Origin of the sequence: Poseidonibacter antarcticus (assembly GCF_003667345.1) — a bacterium.
In the GTDB taxonomy this organism is placed as follows: Bacteria; Campylobacterota; Campylobacteria; order Campylobacterales; family Arcobacteraceae; genus Poseidonibacter; species Poseidonibacter antarcticus.
Map to the genome: position 1 here is coordinate 110,167 of NZ_RCWF01000003.1, position 26,139 is coordinate 136,305.

At 27.2% G+C, this 26,139-nt stretch carries 27 protein-coding genes; 17 read left to right on the forward strand and 10 right to left on the reverse strand.

Translation table 11 applies throughout. The features are described from left to right. Nucleotides 1–51: 51 nt before the first annotated feature. Both ruvX and D9T19_RS05500 read right to left on the reverse strand, forming a co-directional pair. A complete protein-coding gene (gene ruvX, locus D9T19_RS05495; protein WP_121627221.1) occupies nt 52–435 on the reverse strand; it encodes a Holliday junction resolvase RuvX in 384 nt (127 codons plus the stop codon). Beyond that, the gene (locus tag D9T19_RS05500; RefSeq protein ID WP_121627222.1) at nt 432–1,343 is read right to left on the reverse strand and encodes a methylenetetrahydrofolate reductase; all 912 of its coding nucleotides are present in this window, start codon (nt 1,341–1,343) and stop codon (nt 432–434) included. The genes ruvX and D9T19_RS05500 overlap by 4 nt, the downstream gene beginning before the upstream one ends. An 81-nt stretch (nt 1,344–1,424) precedes the next feature. Between D9T19_RS05500 and serB the strand changes: the two genes are divergently transcribed. From serB to D9T19_RS05515, 3 genes are all read left to right on the forward strand, one after another. Beyond that, complete coding sequence (gene serB / locus D9T19_RS05505; protein ID WP_121627223.1) at nt 1,425–2,045, forward strand: phosphoserine phosphatase SerB; 621 nt, start codon at nt 1,425–1,427, stop codon at nt 2,043–2,045. Between the two features lie 10 nt (nt 2,046–2,055). Beyond that, entirely contained in the window at nt 2,056–3,048 is a 993-nt protein-coding gene (locus D9T19_RS05510) for a transaldolase (RefSeq protein WP_121627224.1), read from the forward strand. Nucleotides 3,049–3,141: 93 nt separating this feature from the next. After that, on the forward strand, nt 3,142–4,506 hold the full coding sequence (locus D9T19_RS05515) for a class II 3-deoxy-7-phosphoheptulonate synthase (protein ID WP_121627225.1): 1,365 nt from the start codon (nt 3,142–3,144) through the stop codon (nt 4,504–4,506). 97 nt (nt 4,507–4,603) lie between these two features. On the opposite strand, the gene D9T19_RS05520 is transcribed toward D9T19_RS05515, so the two are convergent. The 3 genes from D9T19_RS05520 to tgt form a co-directional block, all read right to left on the reverse strand. Continuing rightward, nucleotides 4,604–4,945 (reverse strand): arsenate reductase family protein, encoded by a 342-nt coding sequence (locus tag D9T19_RS05520; protein WP_121627226.1) that lies wholly within the window; start codon nt 4,943–4,945, stop codon nt 4,604–4,606. Nucleotides 4,946–4,953: 8 nt separating this feature from the next. After that, nucleotides 4,954–5,244 carry an Asp-tRNA(Asn)/Glu-tRNA(Gln) amidotransferase subunit GatC gene (gene gatC, locus D9T19_RS05525; RefSeq protein ID WP_121627227.1) on the reverse strand — a complete coding sequence of 97 codons (291 nt, stop codon included), beginning with the start codon at nt 5,242–5,244 and terminating at the stop codon, nt 4,954–4,956. A gap of 64 nt (nt 5,245–5,308) precedes the next feature. Continuing rightward, on the reverse strand, nt 5,309–6,433 hold the full coding sequence (gene tgt / locus D9T19_RS05530; protein ID WP_121627228.1) for a tRNA guanosine(34) transglycosylase Tgt: 1,125 nt from the start codon (nt 6,431–6,433) through the stop codon (nt 5,309–5,311). A 171-nt stretch (nt 6,434–6,604) separates the two neighbouring features. Here tgt and D9T19_RS05535 point away from each other — a divergent pair, with 171 nt between their 5' ends. The 6 genes from D9T19_RS05535 (at nt 6,605) to nhaA (ending at nt 13,832) form a co-directional block, all read left to right on the forward strand. Further along, nucleotides 6,605–8,053: a TolC family protein gene (locus tag D9T19_RS05535; protein ID WP_121627229.1), complete on the forward strand. Its 1,449-nt coding sequence runs from the start codon at nt 6,605–6,607 to the stop codon at nt 8,051–8,053. Between the two features lie 66 nt (nt 8,054–8,119). Continuing rightward, nucleotides 8,120–9,547, forward strand: coding sequence for a COG3400 family protein (locus D9T19_RS05540; RefSeq protein ID WP_121627230.1), 1,428 nt, complete (start codon nt 8,120–8,122; stop codon nt 9,545–9,547). 20 nt (nt 9,548–9,567) lie between these two features. Continuing rightward, nucleotides 9,568–10,698: a succinyldiaminopimelate transaminase gene (locus D9T19_RS05545; RefSeq protein ID WP_121627231.1), complete on the forward strand. Its 1,131-nt coding sequence runs from the start codon at nt 9,568–9,570 to the stop codon at nt 10,696–10,698. Further along, the gene (locus D9T19_RS05550; protein WP_121627232.1) at nt 10,691–11,272 is read left to right on the forward strand and encodes a hypothetical protein; all 582 of its coding nucleotides are present in this window, start codon (nt 10,691–10,693) and stop codon (nt 11,270–11,272) included. Before D9T19_RS05545 ends, D9T19_RS05550 begins: the two co-directional genes overlap by 8 nt. Further along, the gene (gene murC, locus D9T19_RS05555; RefSeq protein ID WP_121627233.1) at nt 11,272–12,576 is read left to right on the forward strand and encodes a UDP-N-acetylmuramate--L-alanine ligase; all 1,305 of its coding nucleotides are present in this window, start codon (nt 11,272–11,274) and stop codon (nt 12,574–12,576) included. Before D9T19_RS05550 ends, murC begins: the two co-directional genes overlap by 1 nt. Nucleotides 12,577–12,644: 68 nt before the next feature. Continuing rightward, nucleotides 12,645–13,832: a Na+/H+ antiporter NhaA gene (gene nhaA / locus D9T19_RS05560; protein WP_121627234.1), complete on the forward strand. Its 1,188-nt coding sequence runs from the start codon at nt 12,645–12,647 to the stop codon at nt 13,830–13,832. A 2-nt stretch (nt 13,833–13,834) separates the two neighbouring features. Here nhaA and D9T19_RS05565 read toward each other — a convergent pair whose 3' ends face one another. From D9T19_RS05565 to ilvC, 3 genes are all read right to left on the reverse strand, one after another. Further along, nucleotides 13,835–14,611 carry a DNA-processing protein DprA gene (locus D9T19_RS05565; RefSeq protein WP_121627235.1) on the reverse strand — a complete coding sequence of 259 codons (777 nt, stop codon included), beginning with the start codon at nt 14,609–14,611 and terminating at the stop codon, nt 13,835–13,837. A 78-nt stretch (nt 14,612–14,689) separates the two neighbouring features. After that, the gene (locus D9T19_RS05570; RefSeq protein ID WP_205588690.1) at nt 14,690–15,628 is read right to left on the reverse strand and encodes a divergent polysaccharide deacetylase family protein; all 939 of its coding nucleotides are present in this window, start codon (nt 15,626–15,628) and stop codon (nt 14,690–14,692) included. A gap of 176 nt (nt 15,629–15,804) precedes the next feature. Further along, complete coding sequence (ilvC, locus tag D9T19_RS05575; protein ID WP_121627237.1) at nt 15,805–16,827, reverse strand: ketol-acid reductoisomerase; 1,023 nt, start codon at nt 16,825–16,827, stop codon at nt 15,805–15,807. A 133-nt stretch (nt 16,828–16,960) separates the two neighbouring features. On the opposite strand from ilvC, the gene D9T19_RS05580 reads away from it, so the two are divergent. The 5 genes from D9T19_RS05580 to rpsR all read left to right on the forward strand — a co-directional run bounded on the left by D9T19_RS05580 (nt 16,961) and on the right by rpsR (nt 21,100). Continuing rightward, nucleotides 16,961–18,814, forward strand: a complete 1,854-nt coding sequence (locus D9T19_RS05580) for an RNB domain-containing ribonuclease (RefSeq protein ID WP_121627238.1) — start codon at nt 16,961–16,963, stop codon at nt 18,812–18,814. Between the two features lie 20 nt (nt 18,815–18,834). After that, a complete protein-coding gene (gene holA / locus D9T19_RS05585; RefSeq protein ID WP_121627239.1) occupies nt 18,835–19,815 on the forward strand; it encodes a DNA polymerase III subunit delta in 981 nt (326 codons plus the stop codon). Between the two features lie 83 nt (nt 19,816–19,898). Next, nucleotides 19,899–20,267 (forward strand): 30S ribosomal protein S6, encoded by a 369-nt coding sequence (gene rpsF / locus D9T19_RS05590; protein WP_121627240.1) that lies wholly within the window; start codon nt 19,899–19,901, stop codon nt 20,265–20,267. A 20-nt stretch (nt 20,268–20,287) separates the two neighbouring features. Then, complete coding sequence (locus D9T19_RS05595) at nt 20,288–20,824, forward strand: single-stranded DNA-binding protein (RefSeq protein WP_121627241.1); 537 nt, start codon at nt 20,288–20,290, stop codon at nt 20,822–20,824. 18 nt (nt 20,825–20,842) lie between these two features. Continuing rightward, nucleotides 20,843–21,100 carry a 30S ribosomal protein S18 gene (gene rpsR, locus D9T19_RS05600; RefSeq protein WP_121627242.1) on the forward strand — a complete coding sequence of 86 codons (258 nt, stop codon included), beginning with the start codon at nt 20,843–20,845 and terminating at the stop codon, nt 21,098–21,100. 99 nt (nt 21,101–21,199) lie between these two features. On the opposite strand, the gene cysS is transcribed toward rpsR, so the two are convergent. Next, nucleotides 21,200–22,603 carry a cysteine--tRNA ligase gene (cysS, locus tag D9T19_RS05605; RefSeq protein WP_121627243.1) on the reverse strand — a complete coding sequence of 468 codons (1,404 nt, stop codon included), beginning with the start codon at nt 22,601–22,603 and terminating at the stop codon, nt 21,200–21,202. A 1-nt stretch (nt 22,604) separates the two neighbouring features. Next, nucleotides 22,605–23,777 carry a transcription termination factor NusA gene (nusA, locus tag D9T19_RS05610; RefSeq protein WP_121627244.1) on the reverse strand — a complete coding sequence of 391 codons (1,173 nt, stop codon included), beginning with the start codon at nt 23,775–23,777 and terminating at the stop codon, nt 22,605–22,607. Between the two features lie 159 nt (nt 23,778–23,936). On the opposite strand from nusA, the gene D9T19_RS05615 reads away from it, so the two are divergent. From D9T19_RS05615 to D9T19_RS05625, 3 genes are read left to right on the forward strand one after another with little or no spacing between them, the layout of a single operon-like run. After that, nucleotides 23,937–24,179 carry an HP0268 family nuclease gene (locus tag D9T19_RS05615; protein WP_121627245.1) on the forward strand — a complete coding sequence of 81 codons (243 nt, stop codon included), beginning with the start codon at nt 23,937–23,939 and terminating at the stop codon, nt 24,177–24,179. 15 nt (nt 24,180–24,194) lie between these two features. Next, nucleotides 24,195–25,505 carry a tRNA (N6-isopentenyl adenosine(37)-C2)-methylthiotransferase MiaB gene (gene miaB / locus D9T19_RS05620; protein ID WP_121627246.1) on the forward strand — a complete coding sequence of 437 codons (1,311 nt, stop codon included), beginning with the start codon at nt 24,195–24,197 and terminating at the stop codon, nt 25,503–25,505. Then, on the forward strand, nt 25,505–26,119 hold the full coding sequence (locus D9T19_RS05625) for a lysophospholipid acyltransferase family protein (protein WP_121627247.1): 615 nt from the start codon (nt 25,505–25,507) through the stop codon (nt 26,117–26,119). Before miaB ends, D9T19_RS05625 begins: the two co-directional genes overlap by 1 nt. Nucleotides 26,120–26,139: the final 20 nt, after the last annotated feature.

Below are 26,139 nucleotides of genomic sequence, written 5' to 3' on the forward strand. Positions count from 1 at the left end.
ATTTTATGGAGTAATTTCTTTTACTCTCACATAGTGAGAATAAATTTAAGATTAGTGTTTTTTAGCTAGATATCTTTCAAGTATAATTTTAGCAGCTATTGAGTCAACTCTACCATCTCTTTTATATTTGATTTGACCTTTCATCATATCTTCTGCTTCAATTGAACTCATATTTTCTTCTTGAAATTCATATGGAATTTCTAACTCAAGTAAATTTACAAAGTGTTTTATTCTTTTTTGCATATCATCACTAGAACTAGGAAATCCTACTATTAGTTTTTTGATATCCCACTCTTTTAAAAAGATATTTACATCACGTGCAGCTTGGTTTCTATTTTTTCTTAAAATTGCATCTTTTGGAGTTACTATATCTGAACTAACACAAATAGCAACACCAATTCTTTTAAGACCTATATCAATACTTGCTATACTCAAGAAATAATCTCATTTGCAACATCAAATCTATTTGCAGTCATTAAATGTACTTTTGGATGAAATTTTCTAATTTCCTTATATATATCTTGGCTTAATTGCATTCCTACTTTATACTCTTCTTCTTCAGAGATTTTATGAGCTGATTCTAGTTTATCTATCCACATTTGAGGTACATGAATACCTGGAACTTGTGCTGAAAGGAATAGGGCAGTTCTAAGTTTCGTAATAGGAAATAACCCGAATATTAATTGAGCTTTTTTCTTATCACCTTCAACATCTTCTTTTGCTCTATCAAATGATTCTAGTAATTTTTCTGCATTTTTAATATCAAATACTGGTTGTGAAATAATTCCTAAAGAACCATTTTGTATTTTATTATGCATCTTTTTTTCTAGTGAAGTAAAGCTTTTGGCATAAGAGTTTACAACTGAAAAAGGAAATATTTGTTTTGGTTCAATTTTAAAAGGATGACCTGAATAATCCATTCCATAATTAAATGATTTTATGATTTTCAAAAGCATAATTGAGTTTGCTTCAAAAACACCTTTTGTATTTGGTTGATCACTCATTTTTGCAGGATCACCTGTTAAGGCTAAAATAGCACGTACGTTAAAATCACTTGCACCTAATAAATCAGATTGTAAAGCGATTTTATTTCTATCTCTCATTGTCATTGTTGCAATTACTGGTTTTTTAAACTCTTGTTGTAATTTTAAAGATGCGAAAAGTGCATTGTATCTTAGTTTTGCAAGTGGATTATCTGTACATGAAAAACCATCAACTTTATTTTGTAACTTAAATTTTTTAATTCTTTCAATAATATTATGCATTGTTGGTTCATGCTGAGGTGTTGTTTCTAATGTTAAATAGTCATCTTCTTGAAGTTTTTGTAATAGTGTTTCAAACATAGTGAAAAACAATCCTTTTAGTATATTTAGTTTAATTTAGATAATATTATATCCTTAAAAGACTAAAATTAGGGAAAATTAATGAAATTAGCTGTTTTTGATTTTGATTCAACACTTATGGATGGAGAGACTATTGACTTTCTTGCAAATGAGTTAGGAATAGGAGAAGAAGTTGCACATATTACTGAAGAAGCAATGTCTGGACGACTTGATTTTTTTGAATCTTTGACTACTAGAGTAGCTTTATTAAAAGGTTTAGAATATCAAAAAGCTGTAGATATTTGTAAAAATTTACCATTAATGCCAGGTGCAAAAGAGTTAATTCCTGCATTAAAAGAAAAAGGCTATAAAGTAGTGTGTTTTTCAGGTGGATTTAGAATAGGAACAAGTCCAGCTAAAGATATTTTAGGATTAGATGCAGATTTCTCCAATGTACTACATGAAAAGGATGGTATTTTAACTGGACTTGTAGGTGGAGAAATGATGTTTTCTCATTCAAAAGGCGATATGATTCAAAGATTACAAGCAATTTTGGGTATCAGTAAGGCTGATACTTTAGTTTGTGGTGATGGTGCTAATGATTTATCTATGTTTGTTCATGCTGATACAAGAATTGCTTTTTGTGCAAGAGATGTATTAAAAAAAGAAGCAAATATTATTATAGATGAAAAAGATTTAACAAAAATATTAGAAAAAATTTAAGGGAAAATAGATGAGTTTAAAAGAAGATATTAATTATTCATTATGGTGTGATTTTATAGAAAGAGATTTTTTAGAAAATAGATTTCAAGAAATAATTAAAGATGAAATAATTCAAGGTGCTACATCAAATCCTGCAATTTTTGAATCATCAATTACAAATTCTGTTGCATATAAACAACAACTTGATATGTTACAAGCAAATAATGAAAAGACAATTTATGAAGAGTTAGCACTTACTGATATAAAAAGAGCAGCTCAATTATTATCAGATTTACATAAAGCCAATAATGATGATGGATTTATTTCAATTGAAGTTGATCCTTCATTATGTGACGATGCACAAGGCACTATTGAAGAAGGTTTAAGATTATATTCTTCAATTAATGCTGAAAATGTAATGATTAAGGTCCCAGCAACTGAAGCTGGATATATTGCTATGAGAGAATTAACTTCAAAAGGTATACATGTAAATGCAACATTGATTTTTTCACCTATTCAAGCTGTTAAATGTGCTCAAGCACTTGATGAAGGAATTAAAGATTCAAATAAAGATATAAAAGCTGTAGTTTCGGTTTTTGTTTCTAGATTTGATAGAATGTGTGATGGGGATTTTATTAATAAAGGTTTAGAAACTTCTAAATTAGGGATTATAAATGCTACAAAATGTTATCATGAAGTAAATAAATTTGGGAATAAAAATATAAGAACATTATTTGCAAGTACTGGTGTTAAAGGTAAAGAGTTAGCTCCAAGTTATTATATTGATAATTTAATATTTCCAAACTCTGTTAATACTGCACCATTAGCTACTATTGAAGATTGGTTAAAAGATGGTGTACAAGAAGAAAGTGAAATTATGTGTGAAAAAAAATGTGATGAATATTTTAAAACAATAGCTTTAAAAAATGTAAATATGAATAAAATATATGATGATCTTTTAACTCAAGGCTTAGATGCATTTAAAGTATCATTTAAAGATTTATTAGCAAAATTAATTAACTAATTTAAAAGTTACTAAATAGTAACAAAGATATCTAATTTCATTAAGATAATATTAGATAAAATATATGAATTTAAAATAATAAAGGCAATTAAAATGAATAATTGGAAACCAGACAGTTGGAGAGATTTTCCAATCAAGCAACAACCTACTTATCCTGACTTAGAAAAGTTAAAAAAAGTTGAAAAAGAGTTAGGTTCTTATCCTCCTTTAATTTTTGCAGGAGAAGCACTTAGTTTAAAAAGTCAATTAGCTGATGTTGTAAATGGAAAAGCGTTTTTACTTCAAGGTGGAGATTGTGCTGAGTCATTTGCTGCATTTGATGCACAGAATATTAAAAATTTATTTAAAGTTATGATGCAAATGTCAGTTATTTTAACATTCTCAGGTGGTTGTCCTGTTGTTAAAGTTGGACGAGTTGCTGGGCAATTTGCAAAGCCAAGATCTTCAGATTTTGAAGAAATAAATGGTATTTCTCTTCCTTCATATAGAGGAGATATTATTAATGATATTGAATTTAATGAAAAATCTAGAAATCCAAAACCTAAGAAATTATTAAAAGCATATAACCAAAGTGCTGCTACTATGAATTTACTTAGAGCATTTGCACGTGGTGGAATGGCTGATTTAAATCAAGTTCATTTATGGAATACACATTTTGTAAAAGATAATGCACTTGGTGAAAAATATGATGAGGTTTCAAATAAAATTACTGAATCATTAAACTTTATGAAAGCATGTGGTATTACAAGTAAATCAACACCAACACTTGCACAAACTACACTATTTACTTCTCATGAAGCACTTTTATTAAACTATGAACAAGCACTTACAAGAAGAGATTCAATTACTGGTGATTGGTTCAACTGTGCTGCACATATGTTATGGATAGGTGATAGAACAAGAGATTTAAAAGATGCACATATTGAGTATTTTAGAGGTATTCAAAATCCAATTGCTTGTAAAGTTGGACCTTCTATGAAAGAAGATGAACTTATTCAATTAATTGATAAATTAAATCCAAATAATGAAGCTGGACGTCTTAATTTAATTGTACGAATGGGTGCAAATAAAATAGGCGAGCATTTCCCAAGACTTTTAAAAAGAGTTAAAAAAGAGGGTAAAAATGTATTATGGTCATCAGATCCGATGCATGGAAATACAATCAAAGCTGGTAATGGTTACAAAACTAGAGATTTTGAAGCAATTTTATCAGAAGTAAAACAATTTTTCCAAATCCATAGAGCTGAAGGTACATACGCAGGTGGAATTCACTTAGAAATGACTGGACAAGATGTAACTGAATGTACAGGAAGTGCAAGTTCAGCAGTTACAACTGAAGGATTAGCATCAAGATATCATACACAATGTGATCCAAGATTAAATGCTGATCAAGCACTTGAATTATCATTTATGATTGCAGATACTTTAAAAGAAGCTAGAAAAGATATTATTATATAAATATCTTTTTTCTTTAAAAAGTTAGATATAAAAAAAGGGGAAGTTTTAAAACTTCCCCTTTTTTTTACTTTAATATTTCGAAATAATTATAAATATCTTATAAAAAAGTTTCTTTATAAACTTCTTCATCAAAAGCTAAGATAACTTTTCCATCATATTCTATTACAGGTCTTTTAAAAAGCATTGGCTCTTTTTTTAACCATTGGATTTTACCTTCATCATCTAAGTTTAATTCTTTTAATTTTAGAGTTCTATATTTAGTTCCTCTTGAATTAAAAAGCACATTAAGATCAGTTTTTTCTACCCAAGAATCTACAGTTTGAGATGATGGAGTTTCTTTTTTAAAATCAAAAAAATCAACTTCTATTTCATTATCTTTGAAAAACTTTAATGCTTTTCTTACAGAATTACAAGTTTTTATTCCATAAACTTTAATCATACTATTCCTTACTCAATAATTTTAGGTACTACAAAATATCCATCTTCACTTTTTGGAGCGTGTTTTAGTATATGATTTGATAATTCTAAATCTTGTTTTGATTCATCTTCTCTTAAAGGTGTTCCACCTTCAATAGTACTAAATGTAGCATCAATTCCTGAAACATCAATTTCATTTAAATTTTCAACAAAGTTAATAATATCAGCTAATTCTGCTTTTAAATTTTCTTTTTTTGACTCATCTATTTCTAAACTAGATAGTTTTGATAGTTTTGCAATTAAGTTATCATCAACAGTCATTTTATTCCTTATTGGTTTATATATTTTTGTATTTTATCTAAAAGAAGATTAACTCTTCTTTGTTTTACTTTTGTCTTTTTCTATAAAATTCTTCTTTAAATTCTAGCCAATTATCATTTAAAATAGCAGTTCTAGCTTCTTTCATTAGTGTTAAGTAATAATGAATATTATGTATAGAAGCTAATCTAAAGAAAGTCATTTCACCTGCTTTAAATAGATGGTTTAAGTAAGCTCTTGAAAAGTTTTTACAAGTATAACAATCACAAGCAGGATCAATTGGCAAAGAGTCTTCTTTAAATTCTGCTTTTCTAATATTTACTCTTCCAAATGTTGTAAATAGTGTTCCATTTCTAGCATTTCTTGTAGGCATTACACAATCAAACATATCAACACCACGTTCGATATTTTCAATTAAATCTTCAGGAGTCCCAACACCCATTAAATATCTAGGTTTATCTTTTGGCATAAAATCAGTAGTCCATTCAACTATTTTATACATTTCTTCATTTGGTTCACCAACACTTAATCCACCAATTGCATAACCATCATAATCACTTAGAGAACAAAGTTGTTCAGCACTCATTTGTCTAAACTTTTTACTTGTACCACCTTGGATAATAGCAAAGATATTTTGATTTATTCCAATACCTTTTTCTTGTTGTTCTTTATGATAAGTTATTGCTTCTTGAGCCCATTTTGTAGTTCTTTTTATTGATTTTTCAATTCGTTCATCTGTATTTGGTAAGGCTACTAAATCATCTAAAATCATCATAATATCTGAACCTAAATCATATTGAGTATCTAAAACACTTTGAGGTGAAAAGAAGTGCATACTTCCATCAATATGTGATTTGAACATAATTCCATCTTCGTGCTGTTTTGTATTTTTACTTAATGAAAATGCTTGAAATCCACCAGAATCAGTTAAAAATGAGTTAGGAAATTTTGAGAAACCATGAAGTCCTCCCATTTTTTTAACTATTTTACTTCCTGGTCTTAAGTATAAATGATAAGTATTCCCTAAGATTATTTTAGCACCAAGTTCTAGCATATCATTTGCATCAAGTGTCTTAACTGTACCTTGAGTACCAACTGGCATAAAAACTGGTGTTTGGATTGTGCTATGAGCTGTTTTAATTGTACAAGCTCTTGTCTTGTGGTGTGATGTTGCGTCTATTTGAAATTGCATTAGATATATAAACCTTTTTTAAAATTAAGTGATTATATCTAAAATTAATTTATAAATATCTATTAGTTACTTATAGCTTAGTTTATTGGATAATATTTATTTAAATTGTTTAAATTAATTATGTTTTTTCTGTTATACTCATAATTATATAGATCTAAGTAAGGAATATTGATGAAAGTTTTACTGTGTTTATTTATTTTTTCAAATATAGTATTTGCAGATATAAAAAAAGTTACCTTATCAGAAGCTATAAATATTGCATTAGAAAACAATCGCCAAAGTAAAATTTCTGAAGTAGCATTAGAAATAGCAAATGTTCAATATAAACAAGCTCTAAGTGCTAATTATCCAGCAATAAATGCAATGGTTGTTGGACAAAGAGTAAAAGAGGATTTAATATTTAAGCAAAGAGGTAGTTTTACTTTGTCTTCTGAATTAACTAAAACTTTATCTTTAGCTAATACTTTAACTATTTCTGATCCATTACTAAGATCAGCAACACAGTCTGAACTAAGTTTAACTCCTGCGAGTGCATTTCCTGAAGGTTCGATTAGTGCAGACATTGATTCAAAAGCTTTAGGAAGAGATACGATAAAAGCTTCTTTAAATATTTTGTATCCTCTATTTACTGGTGGAAAAATATCTTCAGTTATTGAACAAGCTAAATTAAATAAATTATTAGCAATGAATAGGATGAGGAGAAATGATTTAAATGTAATTTATGATATAAAAAAGTATTTTTATGGTTATGTTTTAACAAATGAATTATATAAGTTAGCCAAGTCGACATTAGATAGTATGACTTATATCTCTTTTTTAACAAAAGAGTTTTATGAAAGTGGCGAGTCTTTAAATGTTAAAAAAACTGACTATTTGTCGATACAAGTTACTGTTGCATTAATAGAATCAATTGTTTCAAAAATTCAAGCAAATAAATTTATGGTTAAATCAGCACTTGCTAATGCTATGGGTTTACCTTGGGATAGTGATATTCAAGCAGAATATACAAATAATGAATTATTACCTCCTAAATATCCTTTATCAAAACTTATTCAAGAAGCATATAAAACTAATCATGATATTAGAAAAATGGATATTGCATTAAAAGTATCAAATCAACAAATAAAAGAAAGAAAATCTGAACATTATCCTCAAATTGCATTAATGGGTGAAGTTTCGCACACTTATAATTCTTATAAATATGGATATTTGAGTGATGATAAAGAGAATTCATGGAATATAGGATTTGCTGCAGATATGCCATTATTCAATGGTTTCAAAACTACAAATATGGTAAATGAAAAAAGATTAGAGAGAAAAAAATTATTTTTATTACAAGATATGGTAAAAGATGTAATTGCATTACAAATAAAAAATGAACTTAATAATGCTCTTATTGGTTTTAAACAAATACAAACATTAAAAAAAGCAAAAAAACTTGCACGTGCTAATAAAGACCTTAATGTCAGAGCTTATCAAATTGATGCAGTAAAATCAAAAGAAGTTATTCAATCTCAATATATGGAGTCTTATGTTAAAGCAGATTATTTAAAATATGTACATGATTATTTACTTTCTTTAGCGAAGATTGATAAATTAATTGGTGAAGAAGTAAGATAAAAGATGATAATAAATTGTCTTCAAAATATAAATCTACTATTAATTTAAAAAAGATATAATACCAAAATGAAAAAGATCTTAATTATTTTAGATGGTATTGTTGCAAAAAAATTAATGCATCGAATCGTAGAAGCTAATACTGGCGATAACGCTTACGATATTATATATATGAGCGATGTTATCCTCCCTGTACAAAAGCCTTCAAACTTTACTTTTTATAAATTCGACCCAACTTCTAACTCTAAGCTGGCAATGGTATTAGATAAAAATATTCATACAGAAGTTTTAATTGCACTAAATTCAAAAGATGAAATGATTAGTGTAACAAAGAATATAAGAAATCATAAACAAAATTTACAAATGATTGTATTAGATTATTGGGGATTAGATTTCGACGATCCATATATAAATGTATATAAAGGAATAGAAGTTTTAGCTAATGGGATGGTAGAGAGACTTCCAAATATTCCAGTTGTTGCTCAAAATATTGGATTAAAACAGGGTGAAATTATGGAGATAAGAGTTCCTTTTGGGAGTTCTTATGCATATAGATATATTGGATCTATTGAACAAAAAGAGTGGAAAATATTTGCACTTTATAGAAATCAACAGCTTATAAATATAAAACCTTCTTTAGTTTTAAAACCAAATGATGTTATTTTAGTAATAGGAAAACCTTATGTTTTAATGCAAGTTTATAATGCAATTGGAAAAACACAAGGGCAGTTTCCTATGCCTTTTGGACAAAATTTATATTTATATTTAGATCTTTATCTTCAAGATGAAGTTAGTGTAAAAAAAGCTGTAGAAGAAGCTAAAACTTTAAATCAAAAATTTAAAAATAATAAATTAATTGTACGAATAACACGACCGACAACACCTGCTATTATGAATCATATAAAAAATAAATTTAAATATTTTGATAGTATTATTGTAAGAATTGATTATTCAAATATGGGCTTTTATAAAATTTTAAAAGAAGATTTTAGAAAGTATGATATTGGAATGATGATTTTGACACAAGAAATGTTTAAACATAAAGAATCTCTAAAAAATATAATTAATTTGAAAATACCTATTTTTAAATTAGGAAATGAAAAAGTAAAATCAATAAAACAAACTGTTGTTTTATTAAATGATACCCATTCATATGAACAAATTTCACCAATTGTTTTTGATGTTGCTAGTCAAATTAAAACAAAGACAAAGATTTATGACTTAGATCCTGTTGGTGAAGAAGAAGACAAAACAAATTTATTAGATCATTTTGAAAACTTAGCAAAAATATTTAATGAAAGAATTGAAATTGTCTCAAGTAGTGATAATCCAATAAGAGAATTAAAAAAGCAAAAAAACATGCTTCAAATTTTGCCATTAAAAGAAGAAATGATGAAAAAAAGATTTTCATGGAAATTCTTTTATACAAATACAGATTTTATCTCTTTTGATATGAATAAATATAACCAATTATTAATTCCAATAGTTGAAGAATAATATATTAAGGAAAAAAATAAATGAATTTTGAAAAATACCCTTTTGAAAGATTAAGTGAGATTTTAGCAGATGTTGAAGCTAATGAAGATTATGAATTATCTGTTTTAACTATTGGTGAACCTAAGTTTGAAACGCCAGATTTTATTCAAGATACTTTAAAAGAAAATACATCTTTATTGAAAAAATATCCAGCATCAGCTGGAATTCCTGAATTAAAACAATCAATGATTAACTTTGTAAATAAAAGATTTGATGTAAGTTTAGATTTTTCACAGATAATACCAACATTTGGAACAAGAGAAGTTTTATTTAACTTTCCTCAGTTTGCATTATTTGATATAAAAGACCCTGTAATTGCTTTTACAAATCCTTTCTACCAAATTTATGAAGGTGCAGCAATAGCTAGTAGGGCTGAAGTAATTTATATTGATTTAGTAAAAGAAAATGACTTTAAAGCACAACTTAGTGTTGAACAATTAGAAAAATGTGATTTAGTTGTTTTAAACTTCCCTAATAATCCAACATCAGCTTCAATGAGTAAAGAAGAGTTAGGAGAATGGGTAGAAAAAGCTTTAAAATATGATTTTATTTTGATAAATGATGAGTGTTATTCTGAAATTTATCTTGATGATAATAATAAACCAGCATCACTTTTAGAAGCATCTATTTTAGTTGGAAATGATGACTTTAAAAATGTTTTAGTAATGAACTCAATTTCAAAAAGAAGTAGCGCCCCTGGATTAAGAAGTGGATTTATTGCAGGTGATGCAAATATATTAAAAGATTATATGCAATATAGAACATACGTAGGTTGTGCTTCACCTGTTCCTCTTCAATACGCAGCAGCAGCTGCTTGGAATGAAGAAACACATGTTGAATATTTTAGAAGTATTTATAAAAAGAATTTTGATTTAGCATATGATATTTTAGGTATAAAACCACCACAAGCGACTTTTTATATTTGGCTTGAAGTTGAAGATGAAATAAAATTTGCACGAGAATTATATAGACAAAAAAATATTAAAGTATTGCCAGGATCTTTTTTAGGAAGAGAAGGAATTGGAAAAGGTTATGTTCGTATTGCACTTGTTGAAAATGCGGAAAAAACTAAAGAAGTATTAAAAAGATTAAAGGACTTTATTGATGGATAAGGAGCAATTACACGAAGCTAGAACAAACCCAGATTTTATAAAATATCTTGAAGAAACAAGAGTTAAATCAATAGAAGAAGAAAATATTTCAGCAATGTATGAAACATTAGATTCTATGTTAGTTCTTGATTTAGATGAAGAGAAAATAAATAAACTTTATGAACAAATTTTAAAAACATCATTTGCAAATGTTGAAAAAATTGTTAATAAAAATGAAAAATTAAAACTTGAAGATGATAATTTATTATATGTAAGAGCTTTTTATGAACATGCAATTGAAAAATGGTCATATGATAATTTTGATGGTGCAAAAGAGTTGATTTTTGTATTGGCTAATATTATTGAAGATGAAGAGTTAGAAAAAGCTTTAAATGTATTAATTATTGTTTTATCAACAAAAAATCAATTAGATTTTTTCTACGATGTAAGCGTTGATAATGATAAAGAACCAAGTGAAGAAAAATATGGATATTTTATTATGAGTTTTAAATTCAATACAGAAGAATTTTTAAACGATAATAAACAAACACTAGAAAATGAGTATAAAAATTTAAAACATTTATTGGATAGCTAATGAAAGTACATTTTATAGGAATAGGTGGAATAGGTCTTTCTGCCTTAGCAAGATTTTTAAATAATGATGGTCACACTATAAGTGGCTCAGATATGAAAGACTCACCAATTACAAAAGAGCTTCAAAAAGAGGGAATAGAAGTTTCTTGTCCTCAAAAAGCTTCAAATATAAAAGATGATTTTGACTTAGTAATATACTCAGCAGCAGTAACAGATGAAAATCCAGAACTAATAGAAGCTAGACTTAATCAAATTAGAACACTTTCAAGAAAAGAAGCACTTCCTATTATTTTAGGAGATAAGAAAAATTATTGTGTAGCAGGTGCTCATGGTAAATCAACAACAACAGCAATTTTAGCTTCAATCTTACAAAGTTCAGCACTTATAGGTGCAATTTCAAAAGATTTTGGTTCAAACTTTAGATATGTAGATGATTTAGTTGCTTTTGAAGCAGATGAATCTGATGCATCTTTCTTACTTTCTAATCCATATTGTGCAATTGTAACAAATGCAGAGCCTGAGCATATGGAATATTATCACTATGATTATGATAAATTTTACGAGTCTTATGAAAGATTTATAGGACTTGCAAAAAAAAGAGTTTTAAATGGTGAAGATAAAGATATTAAGAAACTAAAAATTAAAGATGCAACATATCTTTATCCAAGTACAGATATAAAAAATTTATCTTATACATTAAAAGACAAAGAACCTTGTACAAGATTTGACTTAAAAGATTTAGGTACATTTGAAGTTTGGGGATTTGGTTATCATATTGCTATAGATGCTTCTTTAGCAATTTTAGCCGCTTTAAATGAACTTGATGTAGAAAGTATAAGAATTAATCTTTTAAAATATAAAGGTATTAAAAAAAGATTTGATATTATTCAAGCAAATGATAAATTTGTTGTAATTGATGATTATGCACATCATCCAACAGAAATTGAAGCAACTATGAAATCAGTTGAGTTATATGATAATTTAACAAATCTAAATAATAGAATTGTTTTATGGCAACCACATAAATACTCAAGAACAAATGATAATCTTGAAGGTTTTAAAAAATGCTTTAGAAGATGTGATGAGTTAGTTATTCTTCCTCTTTGGACAATTCCAGGTGAACAAAAGATCGATATTGATTTTCCAAAAGAATTTGCAGTATATAATCCAATCTTTGCTGATAGAATTGTTGCAACACAAGGAAGAATTGATTTAATTAAAGATGAAAAAATTATCAAAAGTTATGATGAAGGTATATTTTTAGGTGTTGGAGCAGGTGATATTACTTATCAATTAAGGCATTAATATTTGTTTTAATATTTAATAAAGTACTTTATACTAAAATTATATATTAAGCACAAAAGGCAAATATTATGAAGATTTTAGTTAGAAAGTTTTTAGAAAAAGAATCAACTCCTGGTATTTTTTTGATGGGTATTACCATACTTGCATTAATATTTAGTAATACTTTTTTATCAGAATTTTATAATACTTTTTTACATACTAAAATAGAATTTAAAATTGGTTCTATTTTAGAAATATCAAAACCATTAATCCTTTGGGTAAATGATGGATTAATGGCAATATTCTTTTTATTTGTTGGATTAGAAATAAAAAGAGAACTAATTTTAGGTCATTTATCATCTTTCTCAAAAATAGCACTTCCTGCAATTGCCGCTGTTGGAGGAATGTTAGTTCCTGCTTTAATTTATGTTTTCTTTAATTATAATAATGAATTTGCATTAAAAGGTTGGGCAATACCCACTGCTACAGATATTGCATTTGCTTTAGGTATTCTTTCACTTTTGGGAAAAAGAGTTCCGGTTTCTCTTAAAATATTTTTGATGGCCTTAGCAATTTTTGATGATTTAGGAGCAATTTTAATAATTGCATTTTTTTATACTGCTGATGTATCTGTACTTTCATTGAGTTTGGCATTATTATGTATTATTATTCTTTTTATAATGAATAGAATGAAAATTACAGCAGTGAGTGTCTATATTCTTGTAGGAATTATACTATGGATTTTTGTTTTAAAATCAGGTGTTCATGCGACATTAGCTGGAATTATTCTAGCTTTTACTATTCCTCTTAATGTCCAAAATGAAAAGAATAAAAGAGTTTCACCTGTAAAAAGATTAGAGCATAATATACATTTTTGGGTTGCTTTTTATATCTTACCAATTTTTGCTTTCGTAAATGCGGGTATAGATTTAAGATCATTATCATTAAATGAAATTGTAAATCCTGTTTCATTAGGAATTATTTGTGGACTTTTTATTGGTAAGCAATTAGGAGTATTTTCTTTTGTATATTTAGCAGTAAAATTTAATCTAGCAAAGCTACCTAATGGAACTTCGTGGGCTCAAGTATATGGAATTAGTGTATTAACAGGAATTGGATTTACTATGAGTTTATTTATTGATTCTTTAGCTTTTGCAGATTCTTCAATGTTCTCATATACAGATAAATTGGCAATTTTAATAGGTTCAATTCTTTCTGGACTTATCGGGTATTTGATTTTATTAAAAGTAAAAGGGAAAAAACAAGTGAGTGAATAATTCTAAATTATTGACACTCTTGCATTTTCAATTTTGATTTTACCTTCTAATTCATATTCAAGTATTGTATCTCCAAATTTTGAAATAGCTTCCTCATAACTTGGATTTGTATCACAAAAATCAAGGACTTTATCTTTGATTTTTGTTACTTGTGAAGTATTAGTAAATTGTTGAATAAACTCATCAATATCATAAATAGGTTCTATTAAACCCTTTTTTACTAAGTCTTGTGTTCCTAAACTCTCATTTATTCTATGAGGTAAAGTATAGACTTTTTTACCCATTTTAAGTGCATAATTCACAGAAGTTAAACTTCCTGATTTTAAATCAGCTTGGGTAACTATTAAAATATCACCAAGAGCAACAACTATTTCATTTCTTAGTACAAAAGTATAATTCCTAGCTTTTTCACCTTCTTTATAAGCTGAAAGAACTAAGCCTTTTTCTTCAATATTAGAAATTAGATTTTTATTTACACTTGGGTATCTTATATCTAAACCATTTGCAACTACTGCAATTGTATTGTCTTCCCTTGCTGCAAAATGTGAAATAGCATCAACACCCATAGCAGCACCGCTTACAATACAAATATCTAAGCTTGATAGTTTTGATGCTAATTTATGAGTAAACTCTTTAGTATAAGCATTTGGACGTCTAGTACCTATTATAGATACTTTTTTCTTTTCTAAAAGTTTTGTATTTCCTATATAAAAAAGTTCTTTAGGATACTTTTTCATATTATTTAGTTCTTCTATATTAAATGTGACTTTATTAATCATTTAAATCCTAATAAATAAACTATATTTATAATATAGTTTATTATATATTGTAAAGCTTAAATGAATAATTCTTAGATATTAAAGGTAAGGAAGTTTATTTATATAAACAGCTTGAACATCTTTTAATAAGCTTTTAGATTCTTTTAATACTTTGATTGTCATAGAATGAGGATGTCCAATTGCAATAGCATAACCTCTTTTTTTTGCTATTTTAATAGCTTTTTTTAATTGATTTTGTATGTATACATAATCTCTTTTATTATCAAGAAAAGTGTTTCTTACAATATAAGGCATAGAATATTTTTTTGCATATTTTTTTGCAACAGATTTTGCTGATGTTCTACTGTCTACAAAAACAAAGTTGTATTTTTTTAGAGCTTTAAAAAGTTTATCCATAGCTTTATCATTTTGGGTAAATACTGAACCTGTATGGTTATTTGTATATATAGCATTTGGATAGAGTTTTCGTAAGTTTTTAACAATACTTTCAATTCTTGCATAAGAGTCATTTATATTTAAAGTTGTAATTTCAGTAGATTTAAATCTAGGAGAAGCTTGCATAGGAAAATGAATCATATAAACAGGTATATCTTGTGCAACTTTAGCTGAATGTATATGTCCTTTTTGTGGAGGAAGAAAAGACATTGTTACAGGGTAACCAATATCTAAAATAGCTTTTTTTTGTCTACTTGTAGTTATATCATCAAGAATAATAATAAGTTTTGGTTTATCATTCTTATTTACTTCTTTTACTACTATTTTCTTTTTTTCTTCATTTTGCTTAACTTTTTTTACAGTTTTTATTTGTTTTGATTCTTTATCAATAAAATCTTTTTTTGACTCTTCTGTTACTTCTTCAAATTTCTCCTCAGGTTTCTTTTTTGGAGTTTCAATTTTTGGAGTTTTAATTTTTTCAAAATATTCATCTAATTTTTTATCTTGATATTTTTTAATATCATTAGATTCTGATTTTAAAATATTGTTATTAATACTTTTATTTGAACTCTCATTCGTCATTATAAAATAGCTTAATGCACTAGCTATTAATGCAAATAAAAATATTAGTAGAAAAATTTTTACTAATTTAGATTTAGAAATTGATGAAGATGTTTTTTTTTGTTTTCGTTTAGTTTTTTTATTATTCATATATAAGAAAGAAATAAATTAAGGAAGAAACTTCCTTAATCTATAAATTAGTTTTTTTCTAAATCAACGATTTTACTTGAAGAAATCCAAGGCATCATTTTTCTTAAGTCATTACCAGTTCTTTCAATTAATGAAGCTTTAGCATTTGTTCTTTCAGCATTCATTCTTGGGTATCCAGCTTGTCCTTCTAAGATGAAGTCTTTAGCAAATGTACCATCTTGAATTTCTTTTAAGATTTCTTTCATTGCTAATTTTGATTCAGCATTGATAACTCTTTTTCCAGATACGTAATCTCCGTATTCAGCAGTATTAGAAATAGAATATCTCATATCAGAAATCCCACCTTCATACATTAAGTCAACAATTAATTTTAATTCGTGTAAACATTCGAAATAAGCCATTTCAGGAGCATAACCAGCTTCTGTTAATGTTTCAAATCCAGCTTGAACTAAAGACATAGCTCCACCACATAATACAGCTTGTTCTCCGAATAAATCTGTTTCAGTTTCATCTTTGAAAGTTGTTTCAATAATTGCTGTTCTACCACCACCAATTGCTGAAGCATAAGCTAATGCAACTTCTTTAGTGTCTCCACTTGGGTTAGTTTCAACTGCGATTAAATCAGGAATTCCTCCACCTTTAACAAATTCAGATCTAACTGTGTGACCTGGAGCTTTTGGTGCAATCATCATTACATTTGTTTTTGCATCAGGAATAATTCTTCCATAGTGAATATTAAATCCATGTCCAAATGCTATATAAGCACCATCTTTAAGGTTTGGTTTAATTTCTGCGTAATAAATTTCAGATTGATTTTCATCTGGTAATAAAATCATTACAATATCTGCACCAATAGTTGCTTCTGCAACAGTTTTAACGTCGAAACCTTTAGCTTCAGCTTTAGCCCATGATGAACCATTTTTTCTTAATCCAACAACAACTTCAACACCAGAATCTCTTAAGTTTTCTGCGTGTGCGTGACCTTGTGATCCAAAACCAATCATTGCTACTTTTTTTGATTTAACTAAATCAATATTACAATCTTTGTCATAGTATACATTTAATGCCATTATTGTTCCTCTATTATAAAATTTTTAGAGATTATACTGAAAAAAAGTTAAAAACTTGGTAATTTGATATAAAACATACAAATACTTAACATATTTTAGATAGGATTACACTATATATACAGAAGGAATAAAATTGCTAAAAGAGCTTTTTACAAAAATACAAAAACAAGATAATACTTATACTAAAAGTGAATTAATTGAAATAGAAAAATTTATTAAAAAAGATATTATAGTTAAATTAGATGACAATAACTATGAACTTAATTCAAAATATAAAGTCGCAATTGTAAATGTAGGTAAAAACCTAGTAATACTTGAAGACTTATTAAGTGAGCATAAAAATATCAAAATAGAATTTGACAATTTAAATGGTGCTTATAATGGTGATTTGGTATTAGCAAAAAGAATTTTTAATCCAAGATCTAGAATTAAAGCAAAAATCGTTGAAGTTTTAGATGGTAAAAGAAATGATATTTTAGTTTATATAAAAGAGAAATCTTTTTATACAGTAAAAGAAAATATCAAATTAGAAAATAAAGGTGCTTTTAAATACGAAGATGGCGAAGTACTTTTAGTTGATAACAAATCTTTTGATTTAATTAAAAATTTAGGAAATGTTAAAGATGCTAAAGTTGATGAATTAATATCATTACATCTTTATAATGAAGTAATTAGATTAGAAAAACCAATTGAAGTGAAAGCAAAAATGGATGATGAAAAGCAAAGAGTTGATTTAACTCATTTGCCTTTTTGTACAATTGATCCAAACTCTGCAAAAGATCATGATGATGCTATTTATTATGATAAAGATGAAAAGGTTTTATATGTTGCAATTGCTGATGTTTCATATTTTGTAAAAGAGGGAAGTGCTTTAGATAAAATTGCATTTTTAAAATCAACTTCTATTTATTTACCTGGAAAAGTTTTGCCAATGCTTCCAAATGAACTAAGTGAAGATATGTGTTCTTTAAAAGAAGGTGTTGAAAGATATTCTTATGTGTTTAAAATAGAGTTAGATTTAAAAAATAAATGTGCGAAAAAATCACAACTTTTTGAAGCTATTATAAAATCACATAGAAAATACTCTTATGGAAGAATTGATAGAGTTTTAGATGGAAAACTAGATCAATATGGAGATACAGATAAAACAATATTTGATTATCTTATTCCTTTATATGAAATCACGAAAAGTTTTAGAGCTAAAAGATTAGAAAAAGGTTATGATTTTAGAACAACTGAGTTAAGATTAAAACTTAAAAACTTTAAAGTTGTATCTGTTGAGAGTGAAAAATCAACTGCTTCTCATCAACTAGTAGAAGAGTGTATGCTTTTAGCAAATATTGAAGCTAGTAAAAAAGTAAATAATGTAGGAATATATAGAATTCATGAAGAGCCGTCTTTAAAAGCTATTTCAAGATTAGTAGATGATGTAAATATTTTAGGTGTAAAAGTAAAAGTACAAAATGATGTACACGATACAATTACACATATTCAAAAAAAAGCTAGTGATGTAATGATGAGTGAAGAAATTGATGAATTAATTATTCAATCACAAACTCAAGCAAAATATAGCTCAAAAAATTTAGGTCACTTTGGTTTAGGATTCTCTTCTTATTCTCATTTTACCTCGCCAATTAGAAGGTATTCAGATTTAATTTTACATAGAATATTAAAATCAAAACAAACACCTGAAAATATTGATGATATATGTAGTCATATTTCTTTAAATGAAAGAAAAGTTGCACAACTTGTTTGGGATTATGAAGATAGAAAATATGCAAGATGGGCAAATGATAATATTGGAAGTGATATAAAAGTTAAAATAGTAGATACAGATAGGAATAGAGCAGTTTCTTATGATAGTATTTCTGGTTTAAAAGTTACTATTGATAATATTAAAGGTCAAAAGTTATTCACTAAATTAAAAGTGAAGATTAAAAGTGTAGATCTTATGACTAAAGAAATCATAGCAAGTATTAAATATTAAATTAGGAAATAATATAGACAATGTATAGAAACGAATTTGATAATCATTTAAGACAAAATAAAAAATTTAATGCATATATGTTTTATGGACAATCAACTTATTTAGTTGATTATTATACGAATATTGTTGCAAATTCTTTAGGTAATAAAGATGAGATTGAAAAACTATATTTTGATGAATATAATTTTAAATATGCAAAAGATAAGTTGCTTCAATCTTCACTATTCTCGTCTAATAATATTTTATTAATAAAATGTGAAAAAAAACTTCCTAAAAAAGAAGTTGATACATTAGTAGAAGCTTGTAATACTAATATGGATAGTACAGTAATTTTTTCATGTATTGGAGATAGTGATTTTAAAACGATGGAAAAAAGTTTTTCACCTAAAACAAATTCCGTGGTTGTACGGATGTTTGCTCCAAATGATAATGAAGCAGTTAGACTTATTGAAAATGAAGCAAAAAAACTAAATATTAATTATGAGTTGTCCGCATTAAATCATTTATATTTTATGCATAAAAATGATTTGTCTTTATGTATAAACGATTTATCAAAGTTAGCAATATTAGATGAAAAAATAAACCAAAATATAATAAATACACATTGTTTTGGTATTGGAATTGTATCATTTGAAGATTTTTTACATGATTTACTAAATGGAAAAGATATAAGTGAAGATATAAATTTATTATTAGAAGAGGGTGTAAATGAGATTTTTCTAATAAATCAAGTAACATCTTTTATTCAACAACTTTTTATGATTTCATCATATACAAGAGCAATTGGAGCACCTAATCCAAAAGAAATATTAGGATTTAATCCTCCAAAAAAAATTTGGGAAAAAAAGTCTAAACTAGCAATAAATATAAAACCTGAAAAATTTCAAAAGATGCTAGAATTTTTATTAAATATTGAATTAGAACTAAAAAGTTCAAAAATAGATAAATCAAATTTATATTTACAAGCAAGCCTAAGAAAGTTTACAGTTTTATTTGGGTAAAATCCGTGACTTTATAAAAAAAGTACCCTTGCTGATATTAGTGAAAACTAGAATACTGGCATGATCTATAAGGAGAAAATTAGATGTCTAAATTAAAACATTACGAAACAATGTTTATTGTTAAACCTACTTTAACAGAAGAAGAAACAGTAGCACAAATTGATAGTGTAAAAGCTACAATTGAAAAGAATGGTGGAGAAATCATTGCATATGATAACATGGGTTCTCAACAATTAGCTTACGAAATTGAAAAAAACAAAAGAGGTTACTACTTTGTTGCATATTTCAAAGGTGAACCAGCTGGAATTGCAGAAATCGAAAGAAATTACAGAATCAATGAAAATATCATGAGATTCATTTTTATTAAATATGAAAGTAAAAAAGAGATTGCTGCTTGGACTAAAATGAGTGACGCTGCTGCTGCAAAAACTGCTGCTAAAGCTGCTAAGTAAATTAAACTAAGGACTTAAGTATGTATAATAAAGTAATTATGGTAGGGAATTTAACAAGAGATATTGAATTAAGATATTTACCATCTGGTGCAGCAATTGCAAAATCTGCTATTGCAACATCATACAAGTTTAAATCTGCATCTGGAGAACAAAAAGACGAAGTTTGTTTCTTGGATTTTAATATGTTTGGAAGATCTGCTGAAGTTGCTAATCAATACTTACGAAAAGGTTCTAAAGTTTTATTAGAAGGTAGACTTGTATTTGAACAATGGACTGCTCAAGATGGAACTAATAGAAATAGACACTCTTTAAGAGTTGAAACTATGAAAATGTTAGATTCAAAAAGTGATTCAATGAATAATAATGCTGGTGGTAACCAAGGTTATAATCCTCAAGGATCGTATAATCAGCCAGCACAAAATCAATATAATAATACATCTAATACTCAGAATACTCAAGGTTCTCAAAACAACTATGGTGGTAATAATCAAGCATCAACTATGCCTGAGCAAAAAATACCTGAAATAGATATAGATGAAGACGAAATACCGTTTTAACATATAAAGGAAAACGACATGGCTGAAAGAAGAAAGTACGGAAAAAAATATTGTAAATATACTGAAATGAAAATTGATTTCATTGATTATAAAAATTCTGATTTATTAAAGATTTCTATGAGTGAAAGAGGTAAAATTATGCCTAGAAGACTTACAGGAAACTCTAAAAATTCTCAAGAAATGGTAGAAAAAGCAATTAAAAGAGCAAGACATATGGCATTAGTTCCATATATTGTTAATACTAAAAATATTACAGATCCAGCTTTTTCTAGATAGTATCTAGTTAAAGTTTAAAAAAAAGGGAAGATGCATATGCATCTTCCCTTTTTTTATGTCTGAATAAACTATATTTAATCAAAAAAGGTTTAGAATATTCTAAACCTTTTCCCAAACAACACCTGCTGGTGTATCCATAAGAGAAATACCTAAGTTAGATATTTCATCTCTTACTTTATCAGCAGTATCAAAATCTTTTGCTTTTTTTGCTTCTGTTCTCTTTTCTATTAGTTCTTCTATTTCAGTTTTTTCTTCATTTGATATTCCAAATTGAAAATATGAATAAGCATCGTTATTTCCAATTCCAAGAACTTCTGAAATAAATTCTATATTTGCAACAAGTTCTTTTTTTAATGCTTTATCTTTTGGATTAATATCAAGTTTATCATTTGCAGATGAAATCATTTCATCAATAAAAGATATTGCTTTTGATGTATTTATATCATCATTTAAAGCATCAATTATTTTATCTTTGAACTCTTTATTTACCTCACTTAAAGCTACTCCATAAACTCTTTTTTTAACTCTATACAGTTTATCTAGTCGCTTTTTTGATGAAAGTAAATCTTCTTCATTAAAGTTAAAATCAGTTCTATAATGTGCTGTTAATAAATAAAATCTAATAACTTCTCCACTATAAGATTTAAGTACATCTTTTAAGAAAAATGAATTACCAAGTGATTTACTCATTTTTTCACCATCAATATTAACAAAACCATTGTGCATCCAGTATTTTGCTATTTCTTGATTTGATGAACATCTTGTTTGGGCTGCTTCATTTTCATGATGAGGGAAAAGTAAATCAGCCCCACCACCGTGAATATCTATTTGATAAGGTGTATTTTTATATGCAAGATGTTTTTCAATCATAGCTGAACACTCAATATGCCAACCAGGACGTCCATTTCCAAAACTTGCTTCAAAAACTACATCTTCATCTTTAGCAAATTTCCATAGTGCAAAATCAGAAGAGTTTCTTTTTTCAGTATTAATTTCAACTCTTGCTTGTGAATTCTCATCACTTGCACGATGAGAAATACATCCATAAGTTGAGTCTTTTGATGTATCAAAGTAAACACCATTTGAAATTACATAAGCTATGTTTTTTGAGATTAGGTTATTAATCATCTCTTTCATAACTTCTAAGTTTTGTGTAGCTTTTGGTTCTAGTGTATTATCTAGAACGTTTAAGGCTCTCATATCAGCTTTATAGGCATTAATATATTCACTTGTAATATCTTCTAAGGTTCTAGATGTTTGATACATCTTTTTTATGATTTTATCATCTATATCTGTAAAATTTTTTGTCATTGTTACTTCATAGCCATTTATTTTTAAAACTCTATGAAGTAAATCAAAGGCAATAGCTGATCTTGCATGACCTAAATGTGAATCATCATAAACTGTTGGTCCACATACGTAAATCTTTGCTTTTTTATCTTCTATTGACTGAAATTCAACTTTTTCTTTTTTTACTGAATCATAAATATATATCTTTTTCATCTTATTTAAATAACGCTTCTAATGATGATGTATCAGTTGTTTTTTCTTCGTTTCTTTTATTTTTACCTTCATCAGTAGGAGTTGAACCTTCAATTTCAACTAATTCAATTTCATATTTTGTAAGCATAGAAGCTAATCTAATATTTAAACCAGATTTACCAATTGCTTTTGATTTTTGATCACTTGGTATTGTAACAATTGCTTTACCTTTTTCATTAAATCCAGGTGCTTTTTCAATTTTAACAGATGAAATAATTGCAGGTGAAAGGGCTCGCGAAATAAACATTTCAGGAATTGCTGAATATTCAACACAATCAATATTTTCTCCACTTAATTGGAAAGAAACAGCTGAAATTCTTACACCTTTTACACCAACTACTGAACCAATTGGATCAATTTGTGGGTCAATACTAGTTAATGCAATTTTAGCTCTAGACCCAGGGATTCTAGCACTAGCTTCAATATGAACTTTTTCATCTTTAAGTTCAGGAACTTCAAGTGCTAATAAACACTCTAAGAATTTTGGAGAAGTTCTTGAAATATCAATAATTAAACCATTAGTTTTATCAATATTAACTCCTCTTACAACAGCTTTTACTGTATCTCCAACTTTAAAAGTTTCACCTTTGATTCTACTTTTTCTTTGAAGCATACCTTTTACTTCACCAATTTCGATATAAGTGTTTTCTTGTCTATCCACTCTTGTAACAACACCAGATACAACTTTTCCTATTTTATCTTTGTATTTTCCAAGTAGATTTTCTTCTATAAATCTTTGTATTCTATATTCAAAATTACTATGTAAAATAGTTGCTGCATTTCTTCCCATATTTTCAAATTCTAAATCATAATCAATAAAATCACCGATTTCTAAATCCGCATCAATTTCTTTTGCTTCATCTAAATCAATAAAATTTTCTGCATTAATTTCTTTTCCATACTCATCTTCAACTTCACCAGTTAGTTTTTCATCACCAACTGCTAATACTTCGATTTTTTGTGATAAGTGTAATTTCTTATTTTCTCTATCTATATTTGCATCGAATCTTAATGTTTCATCTACCATCTTCTCTGCTGTTTTGATTAATGCTTCTCTGAGTGCATTTTCAACATCTTCAATTTTTAGACCTTTTTCATATGCAATTGAGTCTAAAATATCTATAATTTTGTCCATTAATAACCTTCTGTTAACTTTTTATTTGTTGACATTGAAATGTAATGTTTTGATTTCCAATGTAGTGTAGACAGATATTATATCTAAATCTCCTTTTATAAAAATTAAAGTAAATTTAAGATAAAATAATTAGCTAATTAAAAATAAAAGGCTTAATATATGGAATTATTATTTGCAAGAACTGAATTAAGTGAAAAACCTAAAAAAGTGCAACTAGATAAAATTAAAGAAGATTTAAAAAAAGATGGTGAGAAAATATTCTATTTTGATAGAGATAACTCACATAAAGATATGATGGCATTGGTTGATGCTTTAGAAAATGAAGGCGTAAACGTATATTTTAGAGAAGTAAAATATGGATTAGCTGATGATGAGTATATGTATGAGGTTCATGCACTTTAAAAGGTGATAAAAGCTATGAGTTCAAATAAAAAATTATTTATTCAAACACTTGGTTGTCAAATGAATGACACAGATAGTCAACATATCGCAGCTGAGTTAGAAAAACATAAAGATTACTCTCAAACTAATATAATGGAAGATGCTGATTTAATTATCATTAATACATGTTCTGTAAGAGAAAAGCCTGTACAGAAGCTATTTTCGGAAATTGGTCAGTTTAATAAAAAGAAAAAAGATGGTGCTAAGATTGGTGTTTGTGGTTGTACCGCATCACATTTAGGTAGAGATATTATAAAAAGAGCACCATATGTTGATTTTGTTGTAGGTGCAAGAAATATTTCCAAAATTAAAGATGTTGTTGATATTAAAGGTTCTGTTGAAATCAGTATCGATCATGATGAATCAACATACGAATTTGCAACTGCAAAAACAAATAAATATAGAGCAAGTGTAAATATTTCAATTGGTTGTGATAAAAAATGTACTTACTGTATTGTTCCAAGCACTCGTGGTGAAGAAATTTCAATACCTGTTGAAATGATTGTTGACCAAGTTCAAAAATCAGTTGATATGGGTGCTGTTGAAGTTATGCTTCTAGGACAAAATGTAAACTCTTATGGAAGAAGATTTAGCGATGGTAGGGAAAAATCTACATTCACTAAACTTTTACAAGAAGTTTCAAAAATTGATGGACTAGAACGAATTAGATTTACATCTCCTCATCCTCTACATATGGATGATGATTTTATTGAAGAATTTGCAAGAAATAAAAAAATATCAAGATGTATTCATATGCCATTACAAAGTGGTTCTACTGAAATACTAAAAGCAATGAAACGTGGATATACAAAAGAATGGTTTATAAATAGAGCAAGTAAATTAAGAGATTTAGTTCCTGATTTAAGAATTACAACAGATATTATTGTTGCTTTCCCAGGAGAGAGTGATGAAGATTATGAAGATACTTTAGATGTTGTAAATAAAATAAAATTTGATCAAATTTTTAACTTTAAATATTCTCCAAGACCTGGGACAGAAGCTTTAAATATGGAAGATAAAGCAGTTCCAGATGAAATTGGAAGTTCTAGATTAACTAATTTAATAGAAGTTCATAAAAGACATTTAGAGGCTATTATGCCAACATATGTTGGAGAAACTTTAAATGTATTAGTTGAAAGCTTAAAACCTAATGGTGAAGTTTGTGGATTTACAGATAATTATTTACAAGTATTTGCAAAAGGAAGTGATGAACTTCTTGGTAAATTTGTAAATGTAAAAATTATATCTAATACTAGGACTTCATTAAAAGGTGAAATTATAGAGTAATGAAAAAATATTTTAAAATAAATATTTTACCTTACATCTTATACTTTTTAGTAAAGTTCATTTATGCAACAAATAAAAAAGTATTTCATCATCCAATAATTAAAGATGACGAAGCTTTCATATTTGTTGCATGGCATGGAGATTTATTAGCCCAACCTACAAATTATTTTAAATTCAGACCAAATGGAAATGTAAAAGCAATGATTAGTCATAATAAAGATGGTGAAATAATTGCAAAAATATATTCTCTTTTAGGTACGGGATTAATTAGAGGTTCATCTTCTAAAGGTGCTGCTAAAGCTTTAATTAGTACAATTAAAGAAATAAGAAATGGTTGTGATGTTGCACTTACTCCTGATGGTCCACGAGGTCCTAGATTTTCAGTTGCTAATGGTATTATTGCAATTGCACAAAAAAGCAATGCTAGAATAATTGTTTTAAATTCGAAGCCAAGTAAATATTGGCAATTTAAATCTTGGGATAAATTTGTTTTACCAAAACCTTTTGGAAAAATAGATTTTTATTTATCAGAACCTTATAGTATTGAAGGTTTAGAGTTTGAAGAGGCTAAAGAGTTTATCAGAAATAAAATGATGATTCACGCAATGTCTTAAAAAATTTAAAGTAGGAAGTA